This is a genomic window from Pandoraea sp. PE-S2T-3 (assembly GCF_002179965.1).
Taxonomy (GTDB): domain Bacteria; phylum Pseudomonadota; class Gammaproteobacteria; order Burkholderiales; family Burkholderiaceae; genus Pandoraea.
Genome location: NZ_NGUQ01000014.1, coordinates 154,295 through 169,657, shown reverse-complemented (window position 1 = coordinate 169,657; position 15,363 = coordinate 154,295). Strand labels below are relative to the sequence as shown.

The 15,363-nt window shown below is 63.6% G+C and carries 16 protein-coding genes; 7 read left to right on the top strand and 9 right to left on the bottom strand.

Annotation, left to right across the window (positions count from 1 at the left end; all coding sequences use genetic code 11):
- The first annotated feature begins 185 nt into the window (after positions 1-185).
- Entirely contained in the window at positions 186-1,211 is a 1,026-nt protein-coding gene (locus CDV46_RS10430) for a transporter (protein ID WP_087722493.1), read from the top strand.
- 65 nt (positions 1,212-1,276) lie between these two features.
- Positions 1,277-1,618: a helix-turn-helix domain-containing protein gene (locus tag CDV46_RS10425; protein ID WP_087691410.1), complete on the top strand. Its 342-nt coding sequence runs from the start codon at positions 1,277-1,279 to the stop codon at positions 1,616-1,618.
- Between the two features lie 9 nt (positions 1,619-1,627).
- On the opposite strand, the gene CDV46_RS10420 is transcribed toward CDV46_RS10425, so the two are convergent.
- Both CDV46_RS10420 and CDV46_RS10415 read right to left on the bottom strand, forming a co-directional pair.
- On the bottom strand, positions 1,628-2,842 hold the full coding sequence (locus tag CDV46_RS10420; protein ID WP_087691411.1) for an autotransporter strand-loop-strand O-heptosyltransferase: 1,215 nt from the start codon (positions 2,840-2,842) through the stop codon (positions 1,628-1,630).
- Positions 2,843-2,977: 135 nt separating this feature from the next.
- Entirely contained in the window at positions 2,978-3,940 is a 963-nt protein-coding gene (locus tag CDV46_RS10415) for a LysR family transcriptional regulator (RefSeq protein WP_058379837.1), read from the bottom strand.
- Positions 3,941-4,186: 246 nt separating this feature from the next.
- Here CDV46_RS10415 and CDV46_RS10410 point away from each other — a divergent pair, with 246 nt between their 5' ends.
- Complete coding sequence (locus CDV46_RS10410; protein ID WP_058379836.1) at positions 4,187-6,475, top strand: NADP-dependent malic enzyme; 2,289 nt, start codon at positions 4,187-4,189, stop codon at positions 6,473-6,475.
- Here the strand turns inward: CDV46_RS10410 and CDV46_RS10405 are convergent.
- The 5 genes from CDV46_RS10405 to CDV46_RS10385 all read right to left on the bottom strand — a co-directional run bounded on the left by CDV46_RS10405 (position 6,453) and on the right by CDV46_RS10385 (position 10,304).
- Positions 6,453-7,328: an amino acid ABC transporter permease gene (locus CDV46_RS10405; RefSeq protein ID WP_087722492.1), complete on the bottom strand. Its 876-nt coding sequence runs from the start codon at positions 7,326-7,328 to the stop codon at positions 6,453-6,455. The two genes, CDV46_RS10410 and CDV46_RS10405, sit on opposite strands and share 23 nt — an antisense overlap.
- Before the next feature lie 2 nt (positions 7,329-7,330).
- Positions 7,331-8,053: an amino acid ABC transporter permease gene (locus CDV46_RS10400; protein WP_087722491.1), complete on the bottom strand. Its 723-nt coding sequence runs from the start codon at positions 8,051-8,053 to the stop codon at positions 7,331-7,333.
- A gap of 114 nt (positions 8,054-8,167) precedes the next feature.
- On the bottom strand, positions 8,168-9,043 hold the full coding sequence (locus CDV46_RS10395) for an ABC transporter substrate-binding protein (RefSeq protein WP_087722490.1): 876 nt from the start codon (positions 9,041-9,043) through the stop codon (positions 8,168-8,170).
- Positions 9,044-9,305: 262 nt separating this feature from the next.
- Positions 9,306-9,680 (bottom strand): YXWGXW repeat-containing protein, encoded by a 375-nt coding sequence (locus CDV46_RS10390; protein ID WP_087691539.1) that lies wholly within the window; start codon positions 9,678-9,680, stop codon positions 9,306-9,308.
- A gap of 225 nt (positions 9,681-9,905) precedes the next feature.
- Positions 9,906-10,304 (bottom strand): tautomerase family protein, encoded by a 399-nt coding sequence (locus CDV46_RS10385; RefSeq protein ID WP_087691415.1) that lies wholly within the window; start codon positions 10,302-10,304, stop codon positions 9,906-9,908.
- Between the two features lie 153 nt (positions 10,305-10,457).
- Between CDV46_RS10385 and CDV46_RS10380 the strand changes: the two genes are divergently transcribed.
- On the top strand, positions 10,458-11,372 hold the full coding sequence (locus CDV46_RS10380) for a LysR family transcriptional regulator (RefSeq protein ID WP_087722489.1): 915 nt from the start codon (positions 10,458-10,460) through the stop codon (positions 11,370-11,372).
- A 13-nt stretch (positions 11,373-11,385) separates the two neighbouring features.
- Here the strand turns inward: CDV46_RS10380 and CDV46_RS10375 are convergent, their stop codons facing one another.
- On the bottom strand, positions 11,386-12,255 hold the full coding sequence (locus CDV46_RS10375; RefSeq protein WP_087722488.1) for an MBL fold metallo-hydrolase: 870 nt from the start codon (positions 12,253-12,255) through the stop codon (positions 11,386-11,388).
- Positions 12,256-12,519: 264 nt separating this feature from the next.
- On the opposite strand from CDV46_RS10375, the gene CDV46_RS10370 reads away from it, so the two are divergent.
- The 3 genes from CDV46_RS10370 to CDV46_RS10360 all read left to right on the top strand — a co-directional run bounded on the left by CDV46_RS10370 (position 12,520) and on the right by CDV46_RS10360 (position 13,779).
- Positions 12,520-12,804: an ArsR/SmtB family transcription factor gene (locus CDV46_RS10370; protein WP_249277734.1), complete on the top strand. Its 285-nt coding sequence runs from the start codon at positions 12,520-12,522 to the stop codon at positions 12,802-12,804.
- Positions 12,805-12,883: 79 nt separating this feature from the next.
- Complete coding sequence (locus CDV46_RS10365; protein WP_087722487.1) at positions 12,884-13,330, top strand: YeeE/YedE family protein; 447 nt, start codon at positions 12,884-12,886, stop codon at positions 13,328-13,330.
- Complete coding sequence (locus tag CDV46_RS10360; protein ID WP_087722486.1) at positions 13,327-13,779, top strand: DUF6691 family protein; 453 nt, start codon at positions 13,327-13,329, stop codon at positions 13,777-13,779. Before CDV46_RS10365 ends, CDV46_RS10360 begins: the two co-directional genes overlap by 4 nt.
- Positions 13,780-13,815: 36 nt before the next feature.
- Here the strand turns inward: CDV46_RS10360 and CDV46_RS10355 are convergent, their stop codons facing one another.
- Entirely contained in the window at positions 13,816-15,246 is a 1,431-nt protein-coding gene (locus tag CDV46_RS10355; protein WP_087722485.1) for an MFS transporter, read from the bottom strand.
- Between the last annotated feature and the right edge of the window lie 117 nt (positions 15,247-15,363).

Below are 15,363 nucleotides of genomic sequence, written 5' to 3'. Positions count from 1 at the left end.
CTGGCGAGGGCGGCGCACCGGGGCACACCGCGCTTGCAACGGGTTTATGACTGTCACATAAAAGACATATGACATTGTCATGATGGCCGGTCCCGCCACATTCTGGCGCGGCTTTCCCGACGTGCCGGCCTTTACCGGCCGTCACAACATTACCGGCTTCCCCACGTTTGACTCCGACAGTGCGCATGTTTGCCGACCTTGCTCATCATGCTTATGGCTGCGATCAGGCGGGTTTGATCTACGGCTATCACTTCACCGAGGGCGCATCGCCTGAGCCGGTCGATTCCGGCGAGGCGCTGGCGTGGCTGGCGAAGCTCGCACGCGGCGAGCCCGCCGACGGGTTCCTGTGGCTGCATTTCAACTTCGCGCATGCCGCATGCGAGAAGTGGCTGCAACAGCACATGAGCCTGCCGGAAGAGTTCTTCGACGCGCTGACCGAAGGGTCGCGCTCCACACGCATCGAGCATTCCGACGACTGGTTGCTGGCGGTTATCAACGATGTGATCTTCGCGTTCGACATCGCGCAGTCCGAGATTTCCACGTTGCGGGTGGCGGCCAATGCACGGCTGCTGGTGACGGGACGGGTCAAACCGTTGCGATCGATCGACAAGCTGCGTGCGTCGGTCAAACGTGGCGAGGCGTTTCGCTCGCCGCTGGCGTTGCTGGTGCACTTGCTGCGCGATCAGGCGGACGTGCTGGAGCGTATCGTGCGCGAGACCAGCCGTCGTGTGGATACCGTGGAAGACCGGCTGTTGCAGCAGCGCATCGAGAGCAACCGGGCCGATCTGGGTTCGCTGCGGCGGGTGCTGGTGCGGCTGCAACGCTTGCTGGCACCGGAGCCGGCGGCGCTCTTCCGGCTACTGAGCCGTCCGCCCGTGTGGGGGCATGCCGAAGACGTGCAGGAATTCCGTCAGGCGACGGAAGAGTTTGCGGTGGTGCTCAACGACTTGTCGGCGCTGCTCGAGCGCATCAAGTTGTTGCAGGAAGAAATTGCGGCGATGGTCAGCGAGCGCACGGACCGCACGATTTACACGCTGACGGTGGTGACGGTGCTGGCATTGCCGATCAACATCGTGGCGGGCTTTTTTGGCATGAACGTGGGCGGTATCCCGCTGGCGGAGCATCCGCATGGGTTCTGGGTACTGGTCGCTATCGTCGCGACCGGCACGGCGGCCGCCGGCTGGTGGGCATTCCGGCGCCGGCCGGAGTGATATCTACGTAAATCCGCATGATCGTAAAATCAAACATTAGTGCTTTAACGCCTGATTTCACGATCATGAAAATATCCCAAAGCAAATCGATATCCTCGGCATTGCAGGCCGAAGCCACGCGTCTGGGCCAACTCCTTGCCCGGTTACGCACGGCGCGTCAGTTCAAGCAGACCGACGTAGCGGCGCGTGCGGGACTTTCGCGCAACACCATCCATCGCATTGAGCACGGCGACCCGGGTCTCGCGTTCGGGCAAATCCTGCGCTATCTGGACGCCATCGCCCCCGGCGCAACACTCCAGGATCTATACGCTGAATCGGACCCCGCATTGACTGCATTGAAACTGCGGGAGCAAACCCGGCGGGTGCGCGATCTGACGAGTGCCGATCTCGAAGCACTCGATTTCTGATCTACAAAGTCACACCCCTTTCACCGCAATCCCCGGTATCCGATCCACCGCCGCCAGCACCTGTTCCGGCGTGATCTCGCGAGTGCATTCGAAGGCGCGCGACGTGCCGTGATGGCGCGGGCACCAGTGGAAGTCGTCGTGCCGATAACGCAGCGTGGGGTCGTGCCAGCAGCCGGTGCAAACGTTCTCCGCAATCACGCGATACCGCGTGGCGAACTCGTTGTGCGGCAGCGTGAAACCCGACACCAGCACCGTTGGCGTGCCTGCCGTCCATGCCAGCCATGACAAGCCGCTCGATAGCCCGATGAATGCGTTCGCGTGCATCAGCCAGCGTGCGCGCTCCGTGAGCGGCAGATCGCCTGTCGCATCTTCCGCACCCTCGGGAATGGTCTGCCAGAAGTCGCCCTTGCCATGACGCGGCTTCTGATCGATGCAGATCACGCGAAGCCCACGCGCGCGTAGCCCCGCGACTACCGTCTCCCAGCCGTCCGGACGATTCCAGTATTTGCACTGCGCCGTACTCTGCACGGCGATGCACACGTACGGCACCGCCAACGGACGCGACGTATCCGGCAAGCCAAGACGGGCAGGGGTTTCCGTGTCATCCACACCCAGAATATGTGCCGCCGTCCGATGCAACCCCGTCTCGCGAAAGTCGCGCGGTTGCTGTGTCAGCTCCCCGTCGTCGAAGAAGAGTCCGATGTTGTAGGTCGCGTAATACTTGCGGCGCTCGACGTTCTCTTGTGCCACGAAATCCACCTCGGGATACGTGTCGCGAAACAGCGACGCGACCGCAGGTGTCACCACACACGCGAGACGGCAACCATGTTCCCGCGCGAAGCGCAGCGCATAGGGCAGCCAGCCGAGCACATCGCCGAGGGCGGCCACCGCGAACTGGACGAGCACGTCCTGATCGCGGGCGTCGTAACGATGCTCGAACACGACGACGTTGTTGAGCCAGATGGTGATGCCGTACGGCACGAAGTACTTCGCGGGGCTGCGCACAACCCCCGAGGACAACTCGGTTTCGACGAGCGTGGCATCGTCGCGCGTGTCGAAGACCCGCACGCGCCACGGCAACGGTTGTCCGAAATCGGGGATGACGACCCGTGCGCCGTCGTTGAAGTCGAAACGCAACCCGGCCGGGCCGACCTGCGTCGGCAGCAGGGCGGGAGCGAGAAAAATCTGGTGAGGCGACTGGGCGAAGGGGGTGGCATCATTCATGCCGTTACCTTACGTCTGACGCTCGAATCGCAATCGACGAACAAACATGCCAAAAGGCGGTTATTTCGCGAATTTGCCGGGTTTTTCGACGGAAAACCCTTTCCACGCCTTACGGTTGCTACCGCCGCGCCACGCTCACACCGATCCCGTCATCGCCTGATACTGGGCCCGCAACGCCTGCGTAAACCGCTGATGGGTCTCGCGCGGATTTTCCCGGCGGGTGAACATCGCCACAGGCGGCAACGTCCACGTGAGCGACCATGGCACGACTGCCACGCCTGCAACGCGTACCAGTTCCTCGGCGATGTCGGCCGGCAGCAGCGACACGGCGCGCTCGCTGCTGGCGAGCAGTTCACCCGTCAGGCGGGACGAAAAGCTCTCCACCACAGGCACCGGCGGCACCACGCCGGCATGCAGGAACAAGTCGGCCAATTGATCGCGCATCGGCGTATTGGGGGCGCCCATGACCCAATCCAGCTCGGCGAGTTGTGCCCAAACCGGGGCGCTGCGGCCCAGCCTGGCGGCCAACCGGCGGCTGGCCACGACGCGGGGCATCTGGTGCATGAGCACCTCGAATTGCACCTGCGTCAGGTCGACACTGGCGGCGGCGCGCCCGATCACCACGTCCAGCGTGTGATCGCGCAACTGCGCCATGAGCGCTTCACTTGTGCCTTCGTGCAGCGTGACGGTGAGCCGTTGCGGCATCTGCGCGAGCGTCTGCTGAATCGCGGCAGCGAGCGTCTTGCCCGAAATATAGGGAATCACGCCCACATGCAGGCGCGCGGCATGCCCGGCCATCACCGCCTCGATGTCGCGCGTCAGATGGTCGAGATCGTGGACCATCGCCTGCGCCCGGGCGAGTACCACTTCGCCCAGCGGCGTGGGCGTCATGCCGCGTGGGGTGCGGTCGAACAGCGGGCCGCCAAGCATGCTTTCCAGCTCGGCCAGCGCGCTGGTCACGGCCGGCTGGCTCGTCGCCATATGCTCGGCCACGCGTGTGAGCGAGCCATGCTGCTGAATCTGCAACAACAGCACCAGATGGCGCATCTTGAGCCGCGTCGTCAGACGCCGCACCACCTCGCCCGTATCGAAAGGCACCACTCCTACCCCCTGAATCCCCAAATCCTGCGAGCGTCCCGCCGTCCGGATATCCACGGCATCTCCGGCATGGCAGGGAAAGTACGCTCATAACGAAAATATGATGGCCCCATAGTAATTCAGAATCGCCTCGCAATAGCGGCTGCCTAGAATGGCTTCGCAATCAGGTGCACCGGGCGGCAACCGTCTCGAAGAACGGCCGGGCGGTGCACGAGAGAGATGACATCCAACGAGGACGACACGCCCATGAGCAACAACAACGATCACCAGGCAGCCCTGGAATATCACCAGTTCCCCACCCCGGGCAAGATCTCCGTGACGGCCAGCAAGCCGCTCGTCACGCAGCGTGACCTGGCGCTCGCCTACACCCCGGGCGTTGCCATCCCGTGTCAGGAAATTGCCGCCGACCCCGCCAAGGCGTTCAACTACACCGCGCGCGGCAACCTCGTGGGCGTGATCACCAACGGCTCCGCCGTGCTGGGTCTGGGCAACATCGGCGCACTCGCCTCCAAGCCGGTGATGGAAGGCAAGGCCGTCCTCTTCAAGAAATTTGCCGGTATCGACGTCTTCGACATCGAAATCACCGAAAGCGACCCGGACAAGCTCGTCGAGATCATCGCCAGCCTCGAAGCCACCTTCGGCGGCATCAACCTCGAAGACATCAAGGCCCCCGAATGCTTCACCGTCGAGCGCAAGCTGCGCGAACGCATGAAGATTCCGGTCTTCCACGACGATCAGCACGGCACCGCCATTACCGTTTCGGCCGCGTTCATCAACGGCCTGAAGGTCGTGGGCAAAGACATCAAGGAAGTGAAGGTCGTGACCTCGGGCGCCGGTGCGGCTGCCTTGGCATGTCTGGACCTCATGGTCGACCTCGGCCTGCCTATCGAGAACGTGTGGGCCACCGACATCGACGGCGTGGTTTATGAAGGCCGCGCGGTCGGCATGGACCCGGACAAGGCCCGCTTCGCGCAAAAGACCGACAAGCGCACGCTGGCCGAAGTGATCGATGGTGCCGACGTGTTCCTCGGCCTGTCGGCTGGTGGCGTGCTCAAGCCGGAAATGTTGAAGACCATGGGCCCGCGCCCGCTGATTCTGGCGCTCGCCAACCCGACGCCGGAAATCTTCCCGGAAGATGCTCGTGCTGCCCGCGACGACGTGGTGCTGGCCACCGGCCGTTCGGACTTCCCGAATCAGGTCAACAACGTGCTGTGCTTCCCGTACATCTTCCGTGGCGCGCTCGACGTGGGCGCGACCACCATCACGCGCAACATGGAAATCGCCGCGGTCAACGCGATTGCCGCACTCGCGCAAGAAGAACCGAACGATTCGGTAGCGACTGCCTACGGCGCTTATGACCTCTCGTTTGGCCCGGAATACCTGATTCCGAAGCCGTTCGACTCGCGCCTGATCGTGCGTATCGCCCCGGCCGTGGCGCGTGCTGCCATGGAAGACGGTGTGGCGACGCGTCCGATCGCCGACTTTGACGCCTACGCCGACCAGTTGCAACAGTTCGTGTACCACTCGGGCGCGTTCATGAAGCCGATCTTCTCGGCGGCGAAGCAACTCGTGCGCGACGGCGGCAAGGCCCGCATCGTGTTTGCGGAAGGCGAAGAGGAGCGCGTGCTGCGCGCCGTTCAGGTGATCGTCGACGAAAAGCTGGCCCGCCCGATTCTGGTCGGCCGCCCGGAAGTGCTGCTCGCCCGTATCGAGAAGTTCGGTCTGCGCCTTCGTCTGGGCGAAGACGTCGAAGTGACCAACCCGTACTACGACGAACGCTTCCACCAGTACTGGACCAGCTACTGGGAACTGCGCTGCCGCGACGGCATTACGAAGGAAATGGCGCGCGTGGAAATGCGCCGCCGTCTCACGCTGATCGGCGCGATGATGGTGCGTCTGGGGGACGCCGACGGCATGATTTGCGGCACCGTGGGCGCGTATCACGACCACCTGCGCTTTGTCGATGAAGTGATCGGCAAGCAGGCCGGCGCGAATACCTATGCCGCCATGAACATCCTGCTGCTTGACAAGCGCACCGTGGCGCTCGTGGACACGCACGTCAACGACGATCCGACGGCCGAGCAAATCGCCGAATTCACGATCGCCGCGGCCAAGCAGATGTCGTGGCTGAACCTCAACCCGAAGGTCGCGCTGCTCTCGCGTTCGAACTTCGGCTCGGGAAGTGCCGCCTCGGGCACCAAGATGCGTCGCGTGCTGGATCTGGTGTCGGCGCAGGCGCCCGATCTGGAAATCGACGGCGAAATGCACGGCGATTGCGCACTCGACGAAGGTCTGCGCAGCCGCATCCTGCCGCATTCGCGTCTGAAGGGGGCCGCCAACCTGCTGGTGTGCCCGAACGTGGACTCGGGCAACATCGCCTACAACCTGCTCAAGACGGGCGCGGGCAGCAATGTCGCCGTGGGTCCGTTCCTGCTGGGTGTGGGCGCACCGGTCAACGTGCTGACCTCGAGCTCGACCGTGCGACGCATCATCAACATGACGGCGCTCACGGTTATCCAGGCCAATCGTGACTGAAGTCGACGCGGCGCCCGGAGGCTGGAGGTAATTCAGATGGATTGCCGAACGCTTCCGACGCGCCCGTAGCCTTGTTTGTCCGCCAACGCCCCGGCAAGCTGAGTCCACGCATCGTCCCGATGCGTTGCCAGCCGCGCCGGGGCGTTTGCGTTGGGTCAGCTTGCCCGCTGCCCCGCGTCGGCGCCGATTGGCTGAACGCCTTCCCGCAAAGCCATTCCAGCGCGCTGCACATCACGAAGTAGATCAGCGCAACAAAAGCAAACACCTCCGCCGGATACACCATCAACCGGCTGTTGACCTGCGTCGCCAGAAACGACAGCTCGGCCACGCCGACGATGTAGGCGAGCGAGGTGTCTTTCACGAGCGAAATCCACTGATTCACGAACGACGGCGCCATCATGCGCAGCGCCTGCGGCAGCACCACGTGCCGCAGCGTCTGCACGCGCGTGAGGCCGAGCGACATGCCGGCCTGCCACTGTGCCGTACCCACGCCGCGAATACCGGCGTAGACCGTATGCGAGAGATACGCACCGCCGATGAGCGAGAGGGCACAGGCGACGGTGGCGAGTCCGGGCACGTCCACGCCGAAGAGAATCGGCAGCAGGAAATACGTCCAGAAGATCAGCATCAGCACGGGAATCGCGCGGAAGAAGCCGATGACCAGCGTGAGCAGCCAGCGCGACGGTCCGGTGAGCATCGCCAGCGCAATGCCACCCGCAAGACCGAGCAGGCCCGACGCCACTGCGCTCGTACTGGCGAGCACCAGCGTGAGGGCGGCACCCGCGAGCGGGCCATCGGGAAAGGTGCCCCACAGCAAGTAGGGCAGGTTATCGATAACGGCAGAGAAGTTCATGATCAGCGCGAAGGAGCCGCCGCATGGCGGTGCGTGGTCGCGAGGCTGACCGCTTCGATCAGGGCAATCGCGCCAACGTAGAGCAGGGTGGCAATGCCGAACGCCTGAAACGTCTTGAACGTCTCGGTCTCGACCTGACGCGACGCATATGACAGTTCGGCGAGTCCGATGGCCATCGTGAGCGACGAGTTCTTCACCACATTCATGTACTGGCCGAACAGCGGCGGCAGCGCAATGCGCACCGCTTGCGGCAACACCACGTGTCGAAAGACGGCATATCGGCTCAGCCCGAGCGCTGCGGCCGCGTGCGTCTGACCGGCCGGCACGCCACGTAGTCCGGCGCGAATTTCCTCGCCGATGAACGCGGTGGTGTAAAGCGTGAGGCCGACGAAACCGGCAAGCGTCTCAAGCGCGGGCCAGCGAATGTCGAACAGCACCAGATGCCACGTGTGGGGTTGAGAGAGCCATGCCACGACGCTCGCAGGCAACAGCGCGGCAACGCCGAAGTACCAGAAGAACAATTGCACCAGCAGCGGCGTGTTGCGCATGAGCGCGACAAATGCCGCCGCAGGGCGTGAAAACAGCGCGCTTTGCGAGTTGCGTGCCAGCGCGAGCCCGAAGCCGAGCCATGTGGCGGCGGCGCTCACCACGGCCGCCAACGCGACGGTGACGACGAAGCCGTGCAGCAGCCAACTGAGGTATTTCGGGGCGAGCCAATCGATCATGACAGGGGATGTCCAAGCAAAAACGCCGGGGCACACGAGGACGCATCCTCCTGTACCCCGGCTGGCGGGCGGGTCACTGCGGGGTCACCGCCGGTATGGCTGGCGGTACCAGACTCAGACCTTGTCGCCGATCTTGAACAGACGCGGCAGCGGCTGCGACGTTTGCGGGCCGAACCAGCGGTTGTAGATGTTGACGGCGGTGCCGTCTTTTTCCAGACCACGCAGCGTGTCGTTCACGAAGGCCGTCAGGCGCTCTTCACCCTTGGGCACGCCCACGCCCATGTAGTCGTTCGAGATCGTGAACGCCGGGATTTCGTAGTTCTGCTTGTCGGGCACGTTGGCGAGCAGGCCGACCAGCTTCGGGCCGTCCTGCGTAATCGCCTGTACGGTGCCCGCACGCAGGGCGGCGAAGGCGAACGGCGTGTCGTCGAAGGCCACGATGGTCGTGCTCGGGTATTTCTCGCGCAGTGTGATTTCGTTGGTGGTGCCCTTGTCGGCGCCGACGCGCAGCTTGCTCAGTTGATCCGCCGACGAGAGCGTGCCCTTCTTCGCAAGGAACTGCTGACCCGACGAGAAGTACGGGATGCTGAAGTCGACCTGCTTGGCGCGCTCATCCGTGATCGTGAAGTTGGCGAGCACGAGGTCGACCTTCTTCGACGTCAGGAACGGAATGCGGTTGGCGGGGTTCGTCGGTTGCAGTTCGAGCTTCACGCCCAGCTTGTCGGCGATGGCCTTGGCGTAGTCGACATCCAGACCGATGATCTTGTGCGACTTCGCATCGACGTAGCCGAACGGCGGGTTGCTGTCGAACGTGGCAACGCGCAGCACGCCGGCCTTCTTGATGTCGTCGAGCTTGTCGGCATGTGCTGCGAGCGGCAGCAGCGCAATGGCAGAGAGGAGGGCGGCGGCGAAGACCGAGGTGCGGCCGCGACGGTGGCGTTGGGTGTGCTGGGTGTGATTGGCGCGTGGTGTGCGATTGTTGTTTTGCATGGCCTGATGGGCTCCGTTTTTTAAGACGCGTAAAACCTTCACTCGATACCGCCGGGGATATTCCGGACAGGGTTCGGCGGTAACTCGTCACGGATAGTGGCGAGCGGGTTTCACACGATAACGGGGCGCGCATGCGGGCCCAACCAATCGATTTTTCTTAGCAAAACGCCGGCGCAGATAAGCGCCGGCGTGCGGGGTGTTTCATGCCGATTGGCAATGATGCGAGCGTGCCGATGGTCACGCTCGCCGTACTGCCGGAAGATCAGCCGTGGTGGTCGTAACGATGGTCGTGATCGCGGTCGTGGTCATCATGACGATCCGGTCCCGGACCATGGTCCCAGCCGCCGCGATCGAGCGCCCAGCCGTGCGGGCCCTGATGCCAGACCGGTGCACGATAGGCGTAGCCCGGACGTGCGCGTTCCCAGTGACCGCCCACCCATACGTGGCGATGGCCGTCCCAATCCCAGAAGCCCGGTGCCCATGCATAGCCGGGACGCGGCGCCGGCACCACTTCGTAACGCGGCGGCGGCGGTGCGCCGATGCTGATCGAAACACCCACCTGAGCTTGCGCGGGTGCCACTGCAATACCGCCAAGCGTGGCGGCAACGAGCGCGATGGTAAGAGTCAGTTTTTTCATATTCGCCCCCTTGAAAGCGATGTCTTTGAATGCGCTTTCATCGTACGAGGTGAAGTGGCGAATAACGAAGCAAATAGTCGTAAGAAAGTGTTGGAATTGTTTCGTTCTGTTGGCCGAAAAGCCGCATGAGCAGCGGCTTTCACGTGTTTTTACGAAACCGGCGGGCAGTCGGGATTGCCCGCCGGTCGACACGATGGTGAACGGATGGTGAATGTTAGCCGCCACTTATTTTGCGGTGTGCTGATGCCGGAATTCCTGCGTGCGGCCACCGTAACCATATGCGGCGGCGCGTGCGTCGATCACGTGAATGTACGAGCACGCGTGCACGTTGCCGAGCAAGCCCGACAGCGTCTCGAACACCTGTGCGATGTACTGCGCTTTCTCGGCTTTCGTATTCGTCTCGTCGGTCACGCTGATATCCAGATGGAAGGCGTTTTTCCCCTGCTCGGCGAGCGGTGCGCCACCAATGAACCAGCGCTCGTGCGGAATGTAGTCGACGGTGACGGCGATCACCTCGGGTGCCTTGTGAAGCACGTCGACAGTGAGTTGCGAGACGGCGCGCACGGCATCGCGGGTGAGCTTGTCGTTGGGCGTGCCGGAGAGTTGCAGAACGAGATGGGGCATGACGAGACTCCTGAAGTGGTGACGAAAGTGTCGGCGCCGGGGTTGGCCCTTAGGTTGGCGCCGTCCGGGCGTCTGAAAAGCGTGACTTCAGTCTAGGGTCTCGGTTGACATCGGAAAAGCGGGAATTTACGATGTGATCCATCGGTTTATCAAATGGGTGAGATGATGGCGCCGGGATTCGATTTCGATCAGTTGCACACCTTTGTCGCGGTCGCGGATGCCGGCAGCCTGTCGGCGGCGGCACCGTTGGTCTTTCTCTCGCAGTCATCGGTGAGCGAACAGATTCGCAAGCTGGAGGCCCGCGCTGGCGTGTCGCTGTTCACGCGCGGCAAGCTCGGCGTGGCGCCGACGGCGGCGGGCGACCGCTTGCTGGGGCACGCGCGGCAGTTGCTCGCACACAGCGAGCAGGCGTGGCACGACGTGCGGGGTTTTTCGCTGTCGGGAGAACTGCGGCTGGCGATTACCGACTACTTCCGCCCCGGCGAAGTCGCACGCATGCTCCGGCATCTCGGGGTGGTGTACCCGGCGCTGCGCATCCACGTGACGATTCTCAAGAGCGGTGTCATCGAAACGGGTTACGACACGGGGGAGTTCGATATCGGGGTGTCGATGCGCATCCTAGGCAAGTCGCTCGGCCGCGATGGCGTTGCCGGTACGCTTGCGCTGTCTCGCGAGTCGCTCGACTGGGTGGCCGCCCCCGATTTTGTGCTCGATCCCGACGCGCCGTTACCGCTGCTCGTCCTGCCGGACACCTGCGCGCTGCATCGCTTCACCACGCAATGGCTCGACACGCATCACGTGCCGTACACGATTGCGCACGTGGCGTCCGGGGTGGCGGGGTTGCAACTGGCGTTGAGTGCGGGACTCGGGGTGGCGTGTCTGAACGCGTCGGCGGCGGGGCCGTCGCTCATGCGGATCGAGAAGCTGGTGAGCCGGCGGCGCTTGCCCAAGCTGCCCGACGCGGAGTTTCACTTGTTGCCCGCGCGCCGGGGTGAGCCCGATTGGGTCACGCAGGCGCGTCAGGCGCTGGCGTCGCAGCTTGCCGCGCCAGCAGCGTTAAGCGCATGAATTACAGGGCGAGTTACAGCGCGTTGATCGGAATCTTCAGATAGCGCGTGCCGTTGGACTCGGGGGCAGGCATGTCACCGGCGCGAATGTTGACCTGCACGGCCGGCAGGATCAGCGTGGGCATGTCGAGCGTCCGGTCGCGGGCTTCGCGCATCGCGACGAAGGCGTCTTCGTCGATGCCGTCGTGCACATGGATGTTCGCGCGACGCTGTTCGCCGACCGTCGTTTGCCAGTTCGCCGTGCGGCTCGCGGGCGGATAGTCGTGGCACATATACAGACGCGTGGCTTCAGGCAGCGACAGCAGTCGGCGGATCGAACGATAGAGCGTGTGCGCATTGCCACCGGGAAAATCGCAGCGCGCCGTGCCGACGTCGGGCATGAAGAGCGTGTCGCCGACAAATACCGCATCGCCGACGCGATAAGCCATATCGGCCGGCGTATGACCGGGGACGAACATCGCTTCGGCTTGCAGATTGCCGATGGCGAACGTCTCACCATCGTCGAACAGGTGATCGAACTGCGAGCCATCGGGCGGCACGTCGGCCCCGAGATGGAACAGCTTCTTGAAAACATGTTGCACGTCGCGGATATGCCCGCCGATGGCGATGCGCCCGCCCACGCGCTCCTTGAGCCAACGCGCCGACGACAGGTGGTCGGCGTGCGCGTGCGTTTCCAAAATCCAGTCGACCGTCAGTTGCTGTGCCTTCAGAAAATCAAGCACGCGCTCTGCGGAACCCGTGTGCGTGCGGCCCGCCTTCGGGTCGTAGTCGAGCACGGGGTCGATGATCGCCGCGCGACCGCCCGGCGCATCGAATACGACATAGGTCACCGTCGAGGTGCCGGTGTCGAAGAAAGCTTCGATGTGGGCTGCGGTGGCTGACATGGCCGGGCTCCTGCAAAGGTTTATCGATTGATATATTATAAACGAGTAAAGTGTACGCGATATGCGTGACATAGCGTCGCGCGGCGTCCGCCCTCGAATTGCCTCGATCCTGCCATGCCACGTGCCACTTCGTCACCCCTGCACGCCAACATCGCTGACGTCTCCCATGCCTCTGATGCCTTCGGTGCTTCGGCTGTCGCGACACCGCCGACATCCGTGAATCCGGATGGCACAGGCACGGGTGCGCCGCTGGACGTGGCGCGCTTGCGCACGGCCGCGCGCGATGCGACCAAGCTACTGCGCGCATTGGCCAATGAAGATCGGCTGCTGATTCTGTGTCAGCTCACGCAGGGCGAGCGCTCGGTGGGCGAGTTGGAATCGCAGCTCGATATCCGGCAGCCGACCTTGTCGCAACAACTCGCCGTACTGCGCACCGAACAACTCGTCACCACGCGACGCGACGGCAAGCGTATCTATTACGCCGTTGGCGACGCCACCGTACTTGCCGTGCTGTCTTGCCTCTACGATCAGTTCTGCCCTAAACCGTGACGCGATGCGCCGGTAAGGCCTTCACCGTCCGCCGTCGCACTGCCCGTCGTCTGTGTTTTCTCTGTTGGATCGACCGCCCATGACCCTCGATACCCTTCACTTCACGCCGTGGACGGCACTGGCCGGTGGCGTGCTGATCGGCGTGGCTGCCGTCTGGCTCATGCTCGCCAATGGCCGCATCGCCGGGATTTCCGGCATCGTCGGTGGCTTGTTGCGCCCGCGCGCGGGTGACGTCGGCTGGCGGCTGGCGTTCATCGTCGGGCTGATGGCCGCTCCTTGGGGGTATCGCCTGCTGGCGGTCGTGCCGGAAGCGCAAATCGACGCGAATTTCGCCATGCTGGTCGGGGCGGGCTTGCTGGTCGGCTTCGGCACACGGCTCGGCTCGGGCTGCACGAGCGGTCATGGGGTTTGCGGCTTGTCGCGACTGTCGTGGCGATCGCTGGCCGCCACGCTGTGTTTCATGGCGACGGGCTTCCTCACGGTGTTCGTCGTGCGGCACGTATTGCATGTGGGAGGTGCGGCATGAAGAAGTTTGCATTGGCGTTCGTTGGCGGGCTGATCTTCGGCCTCGGCCTGATACTCGCCGGCATGGCCAACCCGGCGAAGGTGCTCGGGTTTCTCGATATCGCCGGGCGCTGGGACCCGTCGCTCGCGTTTGTCATGGGCGGTGCCATTGCCGTCGGTCTGGCCGGCTTCCGACTGGCGCGTGCGCAGCCGATGGCGTGGACGGGCGAGCCGCGCGCATGGCCTAGCCTGCACGGCATCGACAAGCGTCTGGTGCTCGGTGCGCTGCTGTTCGGCATCGGATGGGGGATCGCCGGGATCTGCCCGGGGCCGGCGCTCGTGTTGCTTGGCGCGGGCTCAGGCAAGGGGCTGACATTCGTCTTGGCGATGCTCGCCGGTATGGCGATTCACGCGATGTTGCCCGCACGGGCAGACAAACACGCGGCATCGATGGGATCGAACAAGGGCTGACCGGGTGGATGGGCGTCCGTGTCCGGTCCGCGAACGTCAGTGCCGTCTTGCCAGTTCGGTCCCCGCATCGGCGGGCAGGCGGCGGGTGACCGGAATCGAGAGCCACGAGAACAGCCCGATCACGAGAAACGCGGGCAGGAAATCGCTGGCCGTCAGTTGCTCGTGCCCCGCGAGCCGGCTGCTCGCCTGCAAGACCATCCCGGCAATCGTCACGCCCAGCCCCAGCGACAACTGCTGAATCACGCTCGCGAGGCTCGTCGCCCGGCTCGCGTCACCGCTCGCAATGTCGGCGTATACGATCGAATTCAGGCAGGTGAACTGCAACGACGGGAAGAAGCCGCCGAACGCCACCACGCCCAACATCACAAGCACCGGCGTGTTGTGCGTGAAAAGACCGTACGACGCGAGCGCCAGTCCAGCGAACGCGGCATTGACGATCAGCACTCGCCGGAAACCGAAGCGTGCCAGCACGCGCTGCGCAATGGCCTTCATGAAAATCGCGCCGAACGCTGAGGCGCAGGTAATCATGCCGGACTCGAACGGGTCCATATGCAGCCCTTCCTGCAACGCCAGCGGCAGCAGAAACGGCACGGCGCCCAGACCGATGCGAAACAGCGAGCCCCCGACCACACTCGCGTGGAAGGTGGGAATGCGCAGCAGCCGGAAATCGAGCAGCGGCGTCTCGGTGCGATTGGCGTGCCACCAGTAGCCATAGAGGAAGACGGCACCCAGCACACACATGACGATGACGACGCTGTCGGGCACCTGATGTTCGCCGATCATGGCGAGCCCCAGCATCAACAGGCCGCTGCCGAGTGCCGACAGTACGAAACCGACCGTATCGAGCTTGCCGGCGTCGCCGCCCCGGTCGTTATCGATGTACTTGCCCGCGAGATAAATCCCCAGCAGGCTGACCGGAATATTGATGAAGAAAATCCAGCGCCAGTGCAGATAGGCGGTGATCGCGCCGCCCAGCGGCGGGCCGATGACCGGGCCTAGCAGCGCAGGCATCGTCAGGTAGCCGATCGCCTTGACCAGATCGTGCTTGGGCACCGCGCGGAAGATGACGAGCCGGCCGACCGGCACCATCATCGCGCCGCCCACGCCTTGCAGGAAGCGCGCAAAGACGAAGGTCGGCAGCGAGAACGACAGCGCACACAGGATCGACCCGGCCATGAAGATGCCGATGGCGGTGCGGAAAACGTTTCGTGCGCCGAAACGGTCGGAGACCCAGCCGCAGATTGGAATGAAGATACCCAGCCCCACGACGTAGGCCGTGAGTGCCATCTTCAGTGAGATCGGGGCCTGGTGCAGGTCGCGTGCCATGGCAGGCAGCGAGGTGGTGATCACCGTTGCGTCGATGTTCTCCATGAACAGGGCGCAAGCGATGATGAGCGGAATAATGACGGCGCGCGACACGATGGGGGGGACGGCTGGCGCAAAGAGATGGATTGTCCCATAACGCATGCGTTGCCTTCAATCGCTAAGACGACGCCGATCGCTTGTGCGCCGCCAATTGACGGCAAATACCGCTTGCTTGGCGGATACGGCAGCCGCGAGTGATGTGATCGATTGCGATCACCA

Coding starts and splice junctions, on each gene's coding strand:
- CDV46_RS10425 (WP_087691410.1), top strand. CDS start 1,277: ATGAAAATATCCCAAAGCAAATCGATATCCTCGGCATTGCAGGCCGAA.
- CDV46_RS10430 (WP_087722493.1), top strand. CDS start 186: ATGTTTGCCGACCTTGCTCATCATGCTTATGGCTGCGATCAGGCGGGT.
- CDV46_RS10365 (WP_087722487.1), top strand. CDS start 12,884: ATGACCCTCGATACCCTTCACTTCACGCCGTGGACGGCACTGGCCGGT.
- CDV46_RS10400 (WP_087722491.1), bottom strand. CDS start 8,053: ATGATCGATTGGCTCGCCCCGAAATACCTCAGTTGGCTGCTGCACGGC.
- CDV46_RS10375 (WP_087722488.1), bottom strand. CDS start 12,255: ATGTCAGCCACCGCAGCCCACATCGAAGCTTTCTTCGACACCGGCACC.
- CDV46_RS10360 (WP_087722486.1), top strand. CDS start 13,327: ATGAAGAAGTTTGCATTGGCGTTCGTTGGCGGGCTGATCTTCGGCCTC.
- CDV46_RS10380 (WP_087722489.1), top strand. CDS start 10,458: ATGGGTGAGATGATGGCGCCGGGATTCGATTTCGATCAGTTGCACACC.
- CDV46_RS10410 (WP_058379836.1), top strand. CDS start 4,187: ATGAGCAACAACAACGATCACCAGGCAGCCCTGGAATATCACCAGTTC.
- CDV46_RS10420 (WP_087691411.1), bottom strand. CDS start 2,842: ATGAATGATGCCACCCCCTTCGCCCAGTCGCCTCACCAGATTTTTCTC.
- CDV46_RS10385 (WP_087691415.1), bottom strand. CDS start 10,304: ATGCCCCATCTCGTTCTGCAACTCTCCGGCACGCCCAACGACAAGCTC.
- CDV46_RS10390 (WP_087691539.1), bottom strand. CDS start 9,680: ATGAAAAAACTGACTCTTACCATCGCGCTCGTTGCCGCCACGCTTGGC.
- CDV46_RS10355 (WP_087722485.1), bottom strand. CDS start 15,246: ATGCGTTATGGGACAATCCATCTCTTTGCGCCAGCCGTCCCCCCCATC.
- CDV46_RS10395 (WP_087722490.1), bottom strand. CDS start 9,043: ATGCAAAACAACAATCGCACACCACGCGCCAATCACACCCAGCACACC.
- CDV46_RS10405 (WP_087722492.1), bottom strand. CDS start 7,328: ATGAACTTCTCTGCCGTTATCGATAACCTGCCCTACTTGCTGTGGGGC.